The sequence below is a fragment of the Staphylococcus cohnii subsp. cohnii genome (assembly GCF_002902365.1).
In the GTDB taxonomy this organism is placed as follows: domain Bacteria; phylum Bacillota; class Bacilli; order Staphylococcales; family Staphylococcaceae; genus Staphylococcus; species Staphylococcus cohnii.
Window position 1 is genome coordinate 81,448 of record NZ_PPQC01000044.1, and the last position, 17,909, is coordinate 99,356.

16 protein-coding genes are annotated in these 17,909 nt (G+C 31.5%); 5 read left to right on the top strand and 11 right to left on the bottom strand.

Annotation, left to right across the window (positions count from 1 at the left end; all coding sequences use genetic code 11):
* Positions 1-131: 131 nt before the first annotated feature.
* Positions 132-725 carry a hypothetical protein gene (locus tag CD032_RS07640; RefSeq protein ID WP_019468258.1) on the top strand — a complete coding sequence of 198 codons (594 nt, stop codon included), beginning with the start codon at positions 132-134 and terminating at the stop codon, positions 723-725.
* A 63-nt stretch (positions 726-788) separates the two neighbouring features.
* The gene (locus tag CD032_RS07645) at positions 789-1,043 is read left to right on the top strand and encodes a GlsB/YeaQ/YmgE family stress response membrane protein (protein WP_019468257.1); all 255 of its coding nucleotides are present in this window, start codon (positions 789-791) and stop codon (positions 1,041-1,043) included.
* Between the two features lie 543 nt (positions 1,044-1,586).
* On the opposite strand, the gene CD032_RS07650 is transcribed toward CD032_RS07645, so the two are convergent.
* The 11 genes from CD032_RS07650 to norA form a co-directional block, all read right to left on the bottom strand.
* Positions 1,587-2,678, bottom strand: a complete 1,092-nt coding sequence (locus CD032_RS07650) for a glycosyltransferase family 2 protein (RefSeq protein ID WP_019468256.1) — start codon at positions 2,676-2,678, stop codon at positions 1,587-1,589.
* A gap of 531 nt (positions 2,679-3,209) precedes the next feature.
* Positions 3,210-4,049 (bottom strand): aldo/keto reductase, encoded by an 840-nt coding sequence (locus CD032_RS07655; protein ID WP_019468255.1) that lies wholly within the window; start codon positions 4,047-4,049, stop codon positions 3,210-3,212.
* A gap of 216 nt (positions 4,050-4,265) precedes the next feature.
* Entirely contained in the window at positions 4,266-5,618 is a 1,353-nt protein-coding gene (locus tag CD032_RS07660) for a hemolysin family protein (protein WP_019468254.1), read from the bottom strand.
* A gap of 298 nt (positions 5,619-5,916) precedes the next feature.
* On the bottom strand, positions 5,917-7,077 hold the full coding sequence (nagA, locus tag CD032_RS07665) for an N-acetylglucosamine-6-phosphate deacetylase (RefSeq protein ID WP_040030239.1): 1,161 nt from the start codon (positions 7,075-7,077) through the stop codon (positions 5,917-5,919).
* A gap of 169 nt (positions 7,078-7,246) precedes the next feature.
* Positions 7,247-9,184 (bottom strand): PTS fructose transporter subunit IIABC, encoded by a 1,938-nt coding sequence (locus CD032_RS07670; RefSeq protein ID WP_019468252.1) that lies wholly within the window; start codon positions 9,182-9,184, stop codon positions 7,247-7,249.
* 1 nt (position 9,185) lies between these two features.
* Positions 9,186-10,109: a 1-phosphofructokinase gene (gene pfkB, locus CD032_RS07675; RefSeq protein WP_040030240.1), complete on the bottom strand. Its 924-nt coding sequence runs from the start codon at positions 10,107-10,109 to the stop codon at positions 9,186-9,188.
* Positions 10,106-10,864, bottom strand: a complete 759-nt coding sequence (locus tag CD032_RS07680) for a DeoR/GlpR family DNA-binding transcription regulator (RefSeq protein ID WP_019468250.1) — start codon at positions 10,862-10,864, stop codon at positions 10,106-10,108. Before CD032_RS07680 ends, pfkB begins: the two co-directional genes overlap by 4 nt.
* Before the next feature lie 797 nt (positions 10,865-11,661).
* Positions 11,662-12,141 carry a Cys-tRNA(Pro) deacylase gene (gene ybaK / locus CD032_RS07690; RefSeq protein ID WP_019468248.1) on the bottom strand — a complete coding sequence of 160 codons (480 nt, stop codon included), beginning with the start codon at positions 12,139-12,141 and terminating at the stop codon, positions 11,662-11,664.
* A 61-nt stretch (positions 12,142-12,202) separates the two neighbouring features.
* The gene (galU, locus tag CD032_RS07695) at positions 12,203-13,072 is read right to left on the bottom strand and encodes a UTP--glucose-1-phosphate uridylyltransferase GalU (protein ID WP_019468247.1); all 870 of its coding nucleotides are present in this window, start codon (positions 13,070-13,072) and stop codon (positions 12,203-12,205) included.
* 163 nt (positions 13,073-13,235) lie between these two features.
* Complete coding sequence (locus CD032_RS07700; RefSeq protein WP_019468246.1) at positions 13,236-13,982, bottom strand: hypothetical protein; 747 nt, start codon at positions 13,980-13,982, stop codon at positions 13,236-13,238.
* A gap of 469 nt (positions 13,983-14,451) precedes the next feature.
* A complete protein-coding gene (norA, locus tag CD032_RS07705; protein WP_064264492.1) occupies positions 14,452-15,612 on the bottom strand; it encodes a multidrug efflux MFS transporter NorA in 1,161 nt (386 codons plus the stop codon).
* Between the two features lie 207 nt (positions 15,613-15,819).
* Between norA and CD032_RS07710 the strand changes: the two genes are divergently transcribed.
* From CD032_RS07710 to CD032_RS13425, 3 genes are all read left to right on the top strand, one after another.
* Entirely contained in the window at positions 15,820-16,239 is a 420-nt protein-coding gene (locus CD032_RS07710; RefSeq protein WP_040030242.1) for a PPC domain-containing DNA-binding protein, read from the top strand.
* Positions 16,240-17,029: 790 nt separating this feature from the next.
* Entirely contained in the window at positions 17,030-17,605 is a 576-nt protein-coding gene (locus CD032_RS07715; protein WP_046467659.1) for a DUF1361 domain-containing protein, read from the top strand.
* A complete protein-coding gene (locus tag CD032_RS13425) occupies positions 17,602-17,877 on the top strand; it encodes a hypothetical protein (RefSeq protein ID WP_064264668.1) in 276 nt (91 codons plus the stop codon). The genes CD032_RS07715 and CD032_RS13425 overlap by 4 nt, the downstream gene beginning before the upstream one ends.
* The last annotated feature ends 32 nt before the right edge of the window (positions 17,878-17,909 follow it).

Sequence of the window (17,909 nt, forward strand, 5' to 3'; positions counted from 1 at the left end):
AAAATAATAACATTTTTACAATATGTCAGATGATGACTTATAATTTTTTAAAACATCAACTGTTATTAAATGATTAAATCTAACTTAATTGATATAATGTTGCAGTGAAGTATCTAGGTTAGGAGAGCAACATGCTAATAAATATAATCATCAATATAGCTACGGTAGTAATCATACTCGGTATTGATTTATATCGTCAGAATTTCAAACAACTTAAGTTTAGCTCTATACTTTTATCAATAACTATTAACAGTATCATCAATTTAGTCTTTGTTGGTAAATACGATTACATAACATTTTACACTTGCACTCAATTGGTTATTTGGACATTATTGCAATTGTATCTCAATAAAAAAACAAAAATATATGTGATAACTGATCAAAAATTTATTGGTTTTATTTTAACGATTATCATGAGTACATCTTTAATCCTTTCATACGATACAAGTAAAGATTCTTACTATATGTCCATTCCGTATTTAGCTCCAGCTATTTTTCTCATAGGTGCAACTTTATTGTTCTATAGTACATTTCAAACACATGAAAAAGAACAAATTAAAATCTTGAATCGTATTCGTAAACCAGTAATGATTGGGCAAATTATTATTGTATTATCTTTTACAATCATGCCGTTATTAACACCTTATTGGTATGCCTTTATTATTGTACATTTATTATTCTTACTTTTTTTATTATGGCAGAATATATTTTTTTCAAAAAAATGATTAGCAAATTATATTTTGTGGTATGTAATAATTGATAATAATATTTAAAAAGGAGGTATACTTATGTTTGGATTTATTATTATGTTAATTGTCGGCGGTTTGATTGGCTGGATTGCTGGTGGTATCGTCGGTAAAGATATCCCTGGAGGTATTTTAGGTAATATTATTGCCGGTATCGTAGGTTCTGCACTAGGCTCATGGATATTAGGTGATTGGGGTTGGCACTTAGGCGGTATCGCTATCTTCCCTGCACTAATTGGAACAATTGTTCTTGTTGCCCTTTTATCATTTATATTGGGTAAATTACGTAAAAAATAAATGGTTTGTAAAATTTTTAGTTTTAACAGAAATTCCTAAAACTTAATGTCATAGTTTCTATATCGACAGAAGATGACTATATAGCGAAAGTATTCAGGAATACTAAAATCTCAACCAAAAATAAGCGTCAATTTCTATAAACATATTATAGAAATTGACGTTTTTTTGTTTTTTGAAGTTATATTATCTTGAGGGGTTTATAATCTATCTTTCGTAAAATGTCACTCGTATCAACCTTAGTCGTTGTTTTAACTTTGTGTGTATGGCACAACAATAACCTAAAATCTAAAATAACTTTTATAAAACAAACATTACTTCTATATCAAAATTTCTTTGACTATAGTGTTTTTGTTTTTAAAAGTATTTAACTAATTAGACTCGTTCTATAATTTTGTAATGTGCTAATGCTTGAGAATGATATGCTTAAAAGCCTACAGACTCAATTGTATCTCCAAGCATCTAAGGTCAAAATTGTAATAATCATTTTGTTTATACACAAAGAAGCCCCCAGGCTATACTTTTAGCATAGCTTGAGGGCTAGAATTATCTGTGTTTAACGAGCGTTTTATTTTTTTCAGTTTTCACCTTATGTGATGGTACATAAAAATGCTCTTCTCTATTTATTCTGTTTTCATTATTTTCTTCTGGATATTCAGACATTTCTATTTCAGATCCCAATCCTGTTGTTTTGTGTATTGGTTTCAAATTAGATACTTGAACAATATATTTTGGTCGCTGTTTTACTTCATAATATATCCTACCGATATATTCGCCTATAATACCTATTGAAATAAGTTGTATACCTCCAAGTAATAAAATAGCTGCAATGGTTGAAAAGTATCCTGGTGTTTTCACACCGTTAATCATAATGTTACCAAAGCTAAATACAATATAAAGTAGACTCACAAAAAATACGATAAGTCCTAAATAAATCATAGCCCGTAACGGCTTATTATTAAATGAAATCAAGCCATCTATTCCATAATTTAGTAATTTACCAAATGACCATTTAGACGTACCTTCTTCTCTTTCAACGTTTTCATAAGTGAAAACCTTAGTATTATAACCTATCCATTCATACAACCCTTTTGAAAAACGATTATATTCATTTAACGATGTTAATGAGTGTAGTGCGCGTTGACTAAGCAACCTAAAATCTCCAACGCCATCTTCTAATTTAATATCCTCAACAAAGTGATTAATCATTTTATAATAGCATTTAGTTAAAAATTTTCTTGAACGTTTTTCACCTGTTCTATCACGTTTTGCAACAACTTGATCATAGCCATCCAAATAACTATCTATCATCTGTGGTATAAGCTCTGGCGGGTGCTGTAAATCAGCATCAATCATCACAACAGCATCACATGCCACACTGTGTTGGAAACCGGCAATCATCGCTGATTCTTTACCAAAATTCCTACTGAACGAAATATACTTCACATGTTCATCATGAGTTGCCATTTCTTGAATATAATTAATCGTTTTATCATGGCTACCATCATCTACAAATAGTAAATCATAGTTATAGTGACGGTTAAGACTATCTTTTTCTAGTATTTCAGTTAACCTATGGTATGTTTTTAATATTACTTCACCTTCGTTATAACATGGCACTATAACTCTTATCTGCATAATAAACACCTTCATTTCAATTACTTCAATTTCACTTTACCAATATTTACAGTTATTTCGCCATTCTTTTCATTTAGATTTACATAATTTTTATATTTCCTTAATATTCAATTATAAAACTTACACGCTTTAAAAAAATTGCCGAAACAGATAACATCAATGGTTTACATAACAAAGAAAATCTAAAATGCAATTTTCAAATTTTTCTAATAAAACAGATTATATATACACATAAATGTTGCTCTATATCTTTTTTGAAAAAAGTTGTAACTTTGTCCGTCTAGTTTATCAACTATTTGTCAGAAATGGAAACAAAACCTAATATTAGTAAAATTAAAAAAATAAGATAGAGAATTAAGTGTCATTAAAACAATTCTCTATCTTACACAATATAAAATAATCAGCTTACAACCTTTTAGGTATATGTTACAGAAAATAGACCAATGATTATAATCGCTGATTATTAATTTTGTAATTATTATTCAGTAACACATGCTGATAAAACGATTTAAACTTACTACTTTAAATAACTTATTTTAAATCACCTATACGCACTTGATCAGGATCTTTACCTTGACGAGCATCTCGATTTAGATTATCAATTTCAGCAATGTCTGTTAATTCTAAATTAAAATCAAAAATTTCATAATTTTCTTGGATACGTTTTGGTGTTTTAGATTTAGGTATAATCAAACGGTTGTGTGCTAAATGCCAACGCAACACAATTTGCGCAGGTGTTTTACTATAACGTTCAGCAATATCAGCAATGACAGGATGTTCAAGTAAACCTTGGTTTCGCATGAGCGGCATCCAAGCTGTCACGGCGATATCATGCTTATCACAAAAATCTTGTAATTCATGCTGATTGAAATAAGGATGTACCTCCACTTGATTTACTGCAGGTGTAATTTCTGTTTCAGCCATCAATTTTTCTAAATGATGTTGCTTAAAGTTACATACACCAATTGCACGTATTCGACCTTCTTTGTATAATTTTTCCATCGCTCTATATGTTTCAATAAAAAGTCCATCTTCTTCACATGGCCAATGTATTAAAAATAAATCTAAATAATCAGTGCCTAAATTCTCTATAGATTTTGTAAAAAATTCAATCGTTTTATCATACCCTTGATAATCATTCCATATCTTTGAAGTAATAAACAATTCAGAACGGGGCACATCAGATTTTTTCAAAGCATTGCCTAATGCAATTTCATTTTTATAAAAGTAAGCTGTATCAAAAGCACGGTAACCGATATCTAAAGCGCTAGATACAGCTTTTTCCATTTCCTCATCAGTAATTTTGTAAACACCCAAACCGATTTTCGGCATAGGGTAACCATTATTTAAATAATAAGTATCTTCTATCATAAATTTATCCTCCTCTTTATTAGTATAGATGTATATTTTCATCCTTTAAATAAAAAAACTGGGACATTGATTGATGTCCCAGTTTTTGCAATACCTACTCATTTTTATAATACAAGTTGTATGCGTATGGTGCAAAATATATGTTGATATTTTGCTAGCAAATGATAATTGCTATGTTAAAAACTCAAACATCACTAAATTATCATCATTCGCAGTTTAATTATCATTACTTTCTTCGTCTTCATCTTCTTCAGGAGTCGGACGTGTTTCATGATATTCAAACTCTAAGATAACATTGATAATTTGATGATTATCCACTTCCGATATTACCCAACGATCATATTGTGTATCTACATAATCATTTGGTTGTAAGTTGGTATTATGTGCTTGTAACCAACCACCAATTGTATCTATATCTTCAGAATCCTCAAATTCAATACCAAATTGATCGTTTAAATCATCTAATAACACTCTACCGTTAATTTGGTATTTATTGTCACTTAGTCTGAGAACATCATTGACTTCATCATCGTCAAACTCATCACGAATTTCACCAACAATTTCTTCTAATATATCTTCCATAGTTAAAATACCTGCTGTACCACCATATTCATCAATAATCAAACTAATGTGAACGTGTTCACGCTGCATTCTGATAAGCGCATCACTGATTCTAGTAGTTTCGGAAATCATTGGCAAATCATGGATATAGTTACTTGCTTTCATCGGTTTACCAGAAGCATACTCTGTTAAAAATTCTTTTACGTTAATAAACCCTTTTACATGGTCTTTATCGCCATCTTCTGTAATTGGATAACGTGTGAATTGATGTTCTTTAATTGTTTCTAATAATTCATCTACATTAAATGGCTCATTTAGTGTAACCATTTGTGTACGCGGCACCATGATATCTTTAGCATGTCTTTCATCAAAAGAAAAGATGTTTTGCATATATGCTAATTCTGTTTGATTGATTTCTCCGCCATTGTAACTATTATTTATGATAATTTTTATTTCTTCTTCTGACATAGCATCATTATTTGCATCAGGATCCACACCAAACATACGAATAATCATTCTTGCTGAACCATTCATTAACCAAATTAATGGCTTCATTATAAATCCGAAGTAATATAGCGGTCTAGCATAAACTAGTGCCAATTTTTCGGTATATTGGATAGCAAGCGTTTTCGGTGCTAATTCACCCAAGACAACATGCAAATATGTCACAATGATAAACGCTACAATAAATGAAAAAGTTGTCGTTAGTGCTTCTGGTAAATGGATTAATTCAAATAATGGGTGTAGCAATTTGTTAAATGTTGGTTCACCTAACCAACCTAGTCCTAAAGATGTCACGGTAATACCCAATTGACATGCTGATAAGTAATAGTCTAAGTTTTTAATCATCTTTTTAACAACACGTGCACTACCGTTGCCTTCTGTTGCAAGTTGTTCAATCCTAGTAGTACGCACTTTAACTAATGCGAATTCTGATCCTACGAAGACTGTAGTTAATGCTATTAAAAAAAAGAATATTACTAAATTTATTATGGTCACTGTTTCCAATTAGTTCCCTATTTCTAGGGATTCACCTCCAAATTTTGTGTCACAATAGGTGACTGCTTATAAAATATTATATGATTGTTAAAGTTTGTATTATATGCTAAATCCTTCCCATTGTAACACCTCCCTAAAAATACGCATTTCTTTTATTTTATCATAATAGTTGTTTCGAAAGTAATTTATACAAATTAAAATTTATATTCACCTAATGTATCATTTAAACGCAAAATTACCTTCGCGTCAACTTTCTAAATTTTACATCATTTGTCCTAAATAATATTTATTTATTCTAAAATAATGATTACTTAATAAATTGATGTATTTCACCATTTTTGATAGTTGTCTGAACTTCAATATCATCGTTCACGATGACAATATCTGCATCTTTACCTGCTTTTAAGCTACCTTTTTTATCGTCAATGTTTAAAGCAATTGCCTGATTCAAGCTAGTGACACGCCATAGATTATCCAATGAATCACCTGTAAATTTAAGAAGATTATGCAAACCAGTATTCATTTTTAAAATACTTCCTGCTAATGCTCCTGAAACTAAACGCGCTTCTGAGTCTTTCACGATGACATTTTGGCCACCTAAATCATATTCTCCATCTGGCATGCCTTTTGCGCGCATAGCATCTGTAATTAAATAGAAATGTTCATTTCCTTTTTGCTTATATGCGATATCTACAGCAGCGGGATGTGAGTGGATGCCATCGACAATAACTTCAGTGTTCAATTGATCATTAACCCATGCTGCCCCAAATAGACCTGGTTCTCTATGTTCAAAAGGTGTACCAGCATTATATAAATGCGTTACATGTTTGGCCCCGTTTTTTACCGCTTCATTACTTTCATCAAATGTCGCAACTGTATGTCCAATTGAAAATATAATTTGATCTTTAAAAGCTGCTAATGTTTCTTTAGCGCCATCGACTTCAGGTGCAAATGTGATGACTTTGATGTGATTATTCGCTATATTTTGGAAGTATTTTAATTTTTCCACTGAAGGTCGTTGGACATAACCAGGATTTTGCGCACCTACTTTATGTTCAGAAATAAACGGGCCTTCTAAATGGATTCCCACAATTTCAGCTGTATTTAACGTATCTTGTTGTGTTTGATATGCAGCTATATTTTTTAGCGCATCTGTAATATTCTCATCTGATTGTGTCATTGTAGTTGCTAAATAACTCGTTGTACCTTCAGATAACAATGACTCTGACAAATGTTTTAAGCCCGTCATCGATGCATCCATTGCATCTTCACCGTAACCGCCATGCATATGAATATCAATAAAACCAGGTAAAATATGATACCCTTGTGCATCTATCGTTTGTAAATCACCTTCATACTTTCCTACACCTAAACCAGCAATTTTACCAGATTTAATGATGATATAACCGCAATCAATGGTTTCAGTTTCAGTATATATTCGTCCATTTTCAATTACATATTCAACCATTTATGTTACCTTCTTTTCAATTATTTTAGGTTAAAATTTTCTTACATCACTTGTAATTTATTTTACCAAATTCAACGCTTATATTATATTCAAAAGCAAATAATAAAAAAACCAGAAGTTTCACTCAATCATGAGTTCTTCTGGCTTTTCATTATGAATCTCTGTAATTTTAATCATTCATCGCTTCTGAGTTTTGTATCTCTTCTTTAGTTAATTTTGTTTTTAACATACCATAAATAACTGCTGCTATGATAGCTCCAATAATGATTGCTATCAATGATTGCAATACGTGACTAAAGTCTGTTCCTAATATAACGATAATACCACCATGTGGTGCTTGAATGGATGATCCTAAACCTAATGCAATTGCACCTGCTACACCTGAACCCACCATCATAGACGGGATTACACGAATAGGGTCAGCTGCGGCAAAAGGAATTGCACCTTCAGTAATAAAGGATAGCCCCATCACATAGTTTGGAACAATAGAACCTTTTTGTTCTTTAGTGAATTTTTTACGGAACAGTAACATTGCTGTTGCAATAGCAATCGGTGGCACCATACCGCCAATCATCGCTGCTGTAATTGGTGCTGCATTGCCTTCTGTCAATGCAGCTACAGCGAATACATAAGCTGCTTTATTAAAGGGACCTCCCATATCTATAGCCATCATCGCGCCAATAACAAGACCTAATAACATAATATTAGTACCTGATAAACTTTGTAAGCCATTCAGCAATAAATTATTTAACCAAGATGCTGGAGGATTTAAAACATAAATCATCAGTAAACCTGTTATAGAAACAGAGAATACTGGGAAAATTAGAGTTGGTTTTAAACCTTCTAGAGATTGTGGCATACCATTTGTTAATTTCTTGATGCCTAATGTTAAATAACCTGCTAAGAAACCTGCAAGAATGCCGCCGATAAAACCAGAATCACCTGTACTAGCTAATAAACCACCAACCAAACCAGCTGCGAAACCTGGTTTGTCTGCAATACTACGTGCTATATAACCAGCAAGTATAGGAATAATTAGCATAAAGGCACTCTTGTTACCTATGTTCCACAATTGTTCTGCGAACGCGTTGTAATCTGAACTTTTTGGATCAAACGAATTTGCACCAAACAAGAACACGATAGCCATTAAAATACCACCAGCTATAACAAGTGGTAGCATATTAGAAACACCGTTCATCAAATGTTTATAAATTGTCTTACCTACACCTTGTTTTTCATTACTTTCTGATTGTGCTTTACTTGAATCAGTACTCGCTACAAACGGTTTACGAGAAGTATCTTGAGCAATATTAATTAATTCTTCTGGGCGTTTAATACCGTCAGCTACTGGTACTTCAACGACGTTCTTACCATTAAACCGCGCTGTTTCAACATGTACATCTGCCGCTACAATAATACCAGTAGCACGTTCGATATCTTCATTCGTGAGATGATTTTTTATACCGCCAGATCCATTTGTTTCTACTTTTATTTTAACGCCCATTTTTTCAGCTTGCTTTTTCAATGCATCTCGCGCCATATAAGTATGTGCTATACCCGTTGGACAAGCTGTAACCGCTAATATATAGGGTTCATTTGTATCAGCTGAAGCAACAGAGCTTTCAGTATCTTCTTCAACTTCTTCTGTAGCTTCATCATCAGCTTTATCAATGATTTGTAACACAGATTGAGGAGAAGTTGCATTTAGTAAATCTTCTCTTACTTTGTCATCCATTAAAATACCTGACAGTTTTGCTAATGCATCTAAATGTGTTTGTGCGCCACCTTCTGGAGCCGCAATCATAAAGAACAGATGTGCCGGTTGCATATCTAAACTTTGATAATCTACACCCGCTTTAGATTTACCAAAAGCGATGGCAGGCGTATCTACTGCAGCTACTTTGGCATGTGGTATCGCAATACCTTCTCCAATACCAGTCGTACTTTGCGCTTCACGGTTATAAATAGCTTCTTTAAAAACTGATACATCGTTTAATTTCTTTGCTTTATCCAGTTGATTCACTAATTCATCTATGACACCATTCTTATCAGTTGATGAAAGATCCATAGCTATTGTCTCTTGAGTTAATAACTCTGTAATTCTCATCTCATTCACTCCCTTTTAGAGTCGTAATTGTCACTTGTTCTTTAATATCTTCAATTGCTTTGTATGAGGCTAAATCATCGTTAAAAGCAGTTGCCGTTCCCGCAGAAACCGCTTGTTTAAACGCGTTTTCAATTGTCAATCCTGTTTCAAGACCAGCTATCATGCCTGCAACAGTGCTATCACCTGAACCAACTGTATTGACAGCTTGGCCAAGAGGTACTGATGCTTTCAAACTATGCTTATGATCAACATAAACTGCGCCTTCGCCACCAAGTGACACAATCACAGATGATGCTCCTTGTTTCATAATTTCTTGTGCATAATGGATAACATCTTCGTCCGAATCGATTGCTGTATCAAACATGACTTCTAATTCATGTTTGTTTGGTTTAATAAATAGCGGATTGTATTTTAATACGGATTCCACTAAATCTTTTTCAGCATCTACGACTAATCGAGCACCTGTTTGTTTTATGATTTTTGCAATTTGTTCATACGCATCTTTAGGGACGCTTTTCGGTATGCTTCCTGCCACGACAACTATATCTTCTTTTGAAGTTTGTTTAAGTTGTCTGAGTAGATTTTCAAAATGTGTTTGAGAAATATTTGGTCCTGGTGCATTTATTTCTGTTTCATCACCAGTTTTCAATTTTACATTAATCCGTGTATCTTCATCTATTTCTATAAAATCGGTTTGAATACCTGCTTTTTTTAAAGTGTCATCTATAAATTGACCTGGAAATCCACCCGCAAATCCTAAGGCTGTTGAAGGTACATTCAATGTTTGCAACACTCTTGAAACATTGATACCCTTACCTCCAGCAAATTTAAAAGTTTCTGTCGCTCTATTTAATCCATTTAATTCAAAATCATCAGCAAACATGATGTAATCAATAGAGGGATTAAAAGTTACCGTATAAATCATCGTGTACCTCCAATAAATGTGTAATGTTCAGTATATTTCTTAAATATGTCACTCTCTTTTACTTTTTTAGAAGTAACAATGCTTACTTGTGTTTCGACAGGCACATGTGCAAAATACACCTTGTCGTATTTATCATGATCAGCTAAAATATAAGCGTTTGTGCCTAAATGTATAGCGTATTTTTTAATAATCGCTTCTTGCTCATCAGGTGTAGTTAAACCATATTTTATATCTATACCATTCATACCAAGGAATACCTTATCAAAACGATAGCTCTTCAACGTTTCAAGCGCGCTAGCACCTACTGTCGCATATGTTGTCGATTTGATTTCTCCACCTAAAATAAATGTTCGAATACCCTGTTTAATTAGCTCTTCGACATGCGTCAAACCACTCGTTACAACAACAATATTTTGTGCACTGATGTAAGGGATCATCTCAAGTGTAGTCGAGCCAGCATCAATAAAAACACATTCATTATCTTCTATTTCTAGTGCTGCTAACCGTGCAATTTCTTGCTTTTCTTTTAAGTTTGTTCCACGTTTATCTGCTAAATTAGGTTCTAAGATAGATGAGTCGTTTAGCATTGCCCCGCCATGCACTCTTTTCAATTTTCCAATTTTTTGTAATTTGGATAAGTCTCGGCGAATTGTGGACGCACTACATCCTGTTCGCTCTATTAATTCCTGTAAAGTCAAAAAGTCTTTTTTTGACAATTCAGTCAATATGAGTTCCTGCCTTTTTTCAGTAATCATCCCTTCACCTCAATTCATTTTCATTATAATGGTTACGCTTTCTTATTTCAATCATTTTTTGTCAGAAACAATCAAAAACAATCATATAAAGTTAATGAAATTTGATATTCCACCTTTTCCTCAATAAATTATGATTTTTATCTATGCGTTAATAACCACATTTGAACATCTTGATAATACATCTCATTACGTTACAATAATTATGTATTATACAACTTTTTTATTTCACATATTTCTTACAAGGAGTGCCTTGAAGTTATGCAACAATCATCTATAGTTAAATGGGAAAAAAGAATCAGAATCAGTACCGCAATTATCTTTGCTATTTTAATGATGCTCAACATATACATAAGTGAAAAATTCAAAACTGACTTTGTATTTTTTCAAACGTTGATTATGTATATCTTGTTGTTTTTTCAAATGGGCTTTAACCTGTTACAATTTCTTAGTCATACAACGAACAAACATATACGAATAATCATGATTTTACTCTATACATATGCTTATATTAGTAACTTTATCGTGTTGTTAATTTTACTTATATCCCCAATAGATTCTATGCTTGTTTTAACTATGGTCCTCACATTTTTTACATTGAGCTTTATGTTTTTAATAACCGTAGAACATCAATTTAAAAAACGCATAAAAAAAAGAGCGCAAAATTCGAAAAAAGTTTCAAATCATTAACGCTCGCGATTTTATAATATTATAAAAGGTATATGTTTGCTTACTGTCCATTAAATAATCACGAAATGGTATCATGACCACTTCGTGATTTTAATTATCTTATTATGCTGTTACTGATGAGTGACGTTCAACACTTTTGCTTTAGTTATTTTAATCAAGTCATCAACTGTCATTTCAATCTGTACCCCACGTTCTCCACCACTAATATAAAGAGAATCTATACATGTCGCTTGCTGATCGACAACCGTTTGAAATTGTTTTTTCATTCCAATTGGTGAACAACCACCCCTAATATAACCTGTTACGTTTTTAAGTTCATCTAAAGGCATTAAATGTAGTTTCTTTTCATTTACGGCGTTAGCTGCCGCTTTCATATCTAATGTGTCACTTACTGGAATGATAAACACAAAATGTTGGTGATGACTATTTTCTAAAACAAGTGTTTTATATACATATTTATCCTCTATGCCAACTTTGTGTGCTACTTCAGTACCATCCATATGTTCATCCGAGATTTCATACGTATTGACATTGTATTTTATCTTTTGACGATCTAACATGCGCATAGCATTTGTTTTCTTTTGTTTCATTTCGATACCTCATATGATTATAAATATTTTATGCATATCAAAATTATTTTATCACAAGCAATCAATCTAGCTTAAGTTGTTTAATGAATTTCGTTAAGGCTTCGTTCATTTCTTGATCTTTCAAAGCGAATTCTATCGTAGTTTTTACAAAACCTAACTTTTCACCAACATCATAACGCTCACCTTCAAAGTCGTAGGCATAGACTTGACTTTCTTTATTCATTCTTTCAATAGCATCTGTCAGTTGAATCTCTCCACCGGCGCCTTTACCTTGGTTTGCTAAATATTCAAAGATATCAGGTGTTAACACATAACGTCCCATAATCGCTAAATTTGAAGGTGCTGTTCCTTGTTTCGGTTTTTCCACAAATTGATTCACTTCATATTGACGACCACTTTTACCTAACGGATCAATGATGCCGTAACGATGTGTATCATTTTCATTCACTTCTTGGACACCGATTACAGATTTACCAGTTTCTTCATATGTATCCATCAATTGTTTAATGGCTGGTTGTGTTGACTCCACAATGTCGTCGCCCAATAGTACCGCAAAAGGTTCATTGCCAATAAATTGACGTGCTGAATAAATTGCATGTCCCAACCCTTTTTGTTCTTTTTGTCTTACATAAAAAATATTAGCAAGTTCAGTAGAATAATTCACTTTTTCTAATAGATCCGTTTTTCCTTTTTCTTCTAAAATCATTTCTAATTCTTTTTGATTATCAAAATGATCTTCAATTGCTCGCTTGTGTTTACCAGTTACAATTATAATATCCTCAATACCAGCACGAGCTGCTTCCTCTACAATGTATTGAATCGTTGGCTTATCTAAAATCGGCAACATTTCTTTTGGCATCGCTTTTGTTGCCGGAAGAAATCTTGTACCTAATCCTGCCGCAGGTATAATTGCTTTTTTTATTTTTTTCAAAACATTCATCCTTTTCAATTTTTAATATTTAAATATTAATCAAAGTATAAATCAGTTTAAACTTAATATAATAATAACATCGATACATTTAACTTTATACTTTTTATGACAATAAAAAACATCCAACTTCAATAGAATCTAAAAGTTGAATGTTTTCATTTTCTTATTTCAACGCAGGTTGACGGATGACATCACCCAGTTTATTCACAATAACTTTATATTCTTTTTTAGCTGTCGCATCATAAAATGTATAAAACATACCTTGCTTTGAGGCATGTACTTGCTTCAAGGTAGCATTGTTTCCCAATGCATCTTTTGCATATTTTTGAGCTATTACTTCTGATTCATGTGGCGATATTCTCGGTTTGTCTTGGTCTTGGTGATTTTGCACTTTATAAGCATCATCAAATATCCTTGCCTTATTATTTTGATCTACAGTGACTCTATAATATGTTTTGGGATGTTGCTTATTCTTAAAAGTGAAAATATAGTAATATGTCCCCTCACATGTACTATCAATACCATAGTCATTATATTCATTTTCAGAATGGTTATCACTATCAACCATTTTTTGTGCTTTATTTAACGCTTCTGAAAATTGAGGCAAATTGATTTCTCCAGCCTCTTTATCATTCAAATCATGTGTTGCTAATTTTGCTATAGGTTCGTGGTTTTTTGCATTATATGGCTTTTCTTTTGGCACGTCATGTTTTGTGTCATCCGGCACATTTGAATCAAAATCTGCTTTTTCTTCTCCTGCTTTGGATTGAGCAACATTATTTGTATCGGAATAACTCGATATTGTTTCATGTACTTTTGCAAGCACTTGTTGATTAGTAACTAACACTAATAAAAATATGAAACAACATGTTAATAGGAAAGCCAATATTGATAATAGTAAATTCTTCAACTTTATCCCCTTAATCATCTCTCTTTAATAATAACAACATATTATCACAAATATTTAACAAAAAACTTATATAGACCACAATTTAAAACAATTGTAATTTCTGTAACATGAATATTATGTGTGCAACTTTATTTAACATTCGTGTCATATTTGAAATTCTAATGTACTAATTCTGACAATTTTTATATCCATTAATACATTAACCATTACATCCTATTACTTCATACGTATTTTGAAATTTTTCTAATGAACATAAGTTTAAAAATTGCCATGTTTAATTTACTTAATAAAAAAAGGAGCAAGAAATGAAATTAAAATGGTGGTTCTAATTTCATCTCTTACTCCTATAACATTAACTAATTCGTCAGAAAGTTAAATTGTCTTTTATAAAATAATTATTCATTTTTACATTTTATACATAAACATTTTAGCAATAAGCATAGCAAAATAGCTACGTCATTCATTGAATTTATGATTTTTTTAGACGATTTCGAATTGCTTTTTCAAAAAATATTACTATCATTCCAATAAACATCACTAATATCGCCATGTACAGTGGAAATTCAAAATTAATATCGTATAACGTACCAGCTACTAATGGACCTATAAAATTCCCCATGCTGGTAAAAGTCGAATTTAACCCACCAGCAAATCCTTGACGATTTCCAGCTATATTTGAAAAATAATTGGTAATTGCTGGACGAATCATGTCAAAACCAATAAATACTATAAAACTAATAATCATAATTGACCAATAACTATGCATAAACGTCAATGCAAGTAAAATAATCGCTGAATAAAGTAATGCATAAGTAATAAAAGTAAGCTCTTCAAAATATTTCATAACCTTATCAAAGAAAAACACTTGGAATATCGCACCAAAAATACCGCCACCGGTAATTGCAAAGGAGATATCTATAGGTGAATAATGTGCTTTATCGGCTGTATATAAAGGGAATAATGTTTCGAACGCAGACAAACCAAATGCAAGTACTAGTGTTAAAATGACTGGAGTGAGGAACACTTTCCAATTTATTTTAGCCAATAATTCAGGTTGATATTGTGTAAAACCATCTTGCGTTTCATTTTTCGGGTTTTTAATTAATGTGATAGATAATATAAGCGCCACGATACCACTTGTACCAGCCACATAGAACGGCAATCTATGCGATACTTCCGCCAGCAAACCACCTAAACCAGGTCCTAAAATAAAGCCAGAATTAATGATTGCCGACATATAACCAAAATTCTTTGCTTTATCTTTTCCTATAGAAATATCCGCAATCATCCCAGTAACACCAGGCATGACCATTCCAGCACTAAAACCACCTAATATTCTGGAAATGATTAGTAGAGAAAACGTGTGACTTGCGGCAAACAAGAATTCTGAAATTGCAAAAAGTGCAAGTCCAATACAAATAATTAATTTTTTACCTAATTTATCTGCAAGCGTACCACCAAACGGTGAAATAATCATTTGTGCGAGTGCAAAGACCGCAACAAGAATTCCTAAATCACTACCTTTTAAACCTAAATCTTTTAAATAAACTGGTAGCACTGGTACAACTAGACCTATACCTAAAAAGACTAAAAAGATATTAAAATATAAAATATAAAATTGTTTATTCACGTTTCTCACTCCATTCTTTTACACACTTTTTTCACCATCTTGTTTTGTATCGTTAATTTAGAGGAATGCACAATATTAGAACATTCTATAACATTTTCCTACAGAAAAACAATAGAAAAACTTACATTTTCAAACACTATTATACATCTCATAAATAATTAATTGTATAATGATATTAAATGCATTAATTTGAATGGAGGTTTTCAAATGGTATATCAAGTAGATGGTAATACGATCGTATTAGTTTTAGAACAAGGTGAAGACATTGTTGAAGCTGTAACGGATCTCGCTCGTGAGCAAAATGGTAAATTTGGAACAGTCAGTGGTATCGGCGCTTGTGATAACGTAGAATTAAATTTCTATAATTTAGAAACTAAAACCTATGAAAAAAAAGAAATTAAAGAACCTTTAGAATTAATCAGCCTTTTAGGTAATATTTCTCATATTGATGAAAAGCCATTTGCACATTTACATGCAACTTTTGGTACTAATCAATACGAAACATTAAGTGGTCATTTAACAAAAGCAATTGTTTCAGCTACTGCAGAAATCGTCATTACAATGACAAACCTAGATATAAATCGTAAACACAATGGCGATATCGGCTTGAATCTATTAGATTTGTAATTCAATGACGCTCGGCCAACAGGGTTTTAACATTATTCAACTTATAAAAACATATCAATTTAAATATAATTTTATAAGTTGGAATTTAAAAACGTAATCTATACTAATCAAGCATCATGGATATTAATATCTCTGCCTAAAGCATAAACGTTAATTTCTATTGAAATTATATAGGAATTAGCGTTTTTATACGTTTATGAAAATTTTGTAATATTGCTGACTACCATGCTCCATTTTTTTGTATTAACATGTATCTTTTTTACAATTTTGATACGTATTGACGTTCAAGGATTGATTATGTAAATAACTATTGAATTGAACTATGCGAATTGATAACTGGACAAAGTCACACACGATAACCCAAATTTTAATGATTAGCCATTATTTGAAAATAAATATTTATGTTTAACTTGTTTTTGTTTGTAAAACGTTTTCATTCATTTTGACTAGTGTTTATAATTGAAATTTCTGTCTATAAATTGTATTATAAAAAATCACATTCGTAATTTTATGTTTATGTTCCCTTAGCAGTAAGCTTTTTAAGGGGATTTTTATTTGCTGTTTAAAATTAATACTTATTATCATGTACGAAACAATATCTAATACTTCATAGACAAGATTATATAAAAATTCAATTTCGGGTAAAGTTGTTTTTTAAACTTCAGCTATAGTTATACTCTATAAAAATAATTATATGAGCTTGTGTGCTTAGCACAAATATAAATTCAAAAAGAAAGTAGGTGTAAGTATCGCCCCTCGTTACATTGCTAGAACAATATTTTTAATTTTAATGATCATATCAATTTTCTTTAATCAATTTTATCAATTTATGACGCTTAATCTCTTTCTAGCATATGTTCCATTTGAATTATGCTTACTCTTAAATTTATTTAAACCCAAATATAAATATGAATGGCCATTATTTATCGTTTTTGTACTTATATTTTTATGCATGGTACCCAATACGCTATATATGGTTACAGATTTAATACATTTAAATCAATTTACTTTTAATTTTTATCAAGGTTTAATCATCGTTGAATGGGTGTATTTTACATTTTTAGTTGCCGGCGTCTTATTAGCTTTATATTTATTAATTTTGATGTTTGTAGAAATGGAAAATTTTACAACTCACCGTTGGTTAAATAGAACCATTATACTCATTATGATGTTTTTAAATGGCTTAGGTATTTATATTGGACGGTTCTTACGTTTGCATTCTGTTTATATTATCAATGAACCACTTCGAATTTATAGAGAAGTTATCAATCATTTAGATTTTGATGCTTTCCTATTTGTCATATTATTGGTATTACTTCAAATTTTAATTTATACATTTGCGAAAGGAGTACAACGTACAAAATGACTTTTAATATCTTAATTTTACTTATTGTACTCATCGTATTTCAATTAATTATTGGACATTTACTTCATGACGTAGGCTTTTCATACACAAAAAGCATCTTGCTTATGTGTTTACCACTAGGTATCGGTTTATTTTATTTACAATTATTTTATTATGAACGAAAATATCCTAATTGGCATGTTTCTATTAAAACAAAGATAAGGTTAAAGTATATGTATATTTTAACTTTTCTTGAGTACGTTGCGATGTATATTTGTATTTTCAGGATGTAATCACAAATTTAATTATATAACGAAACACCCAC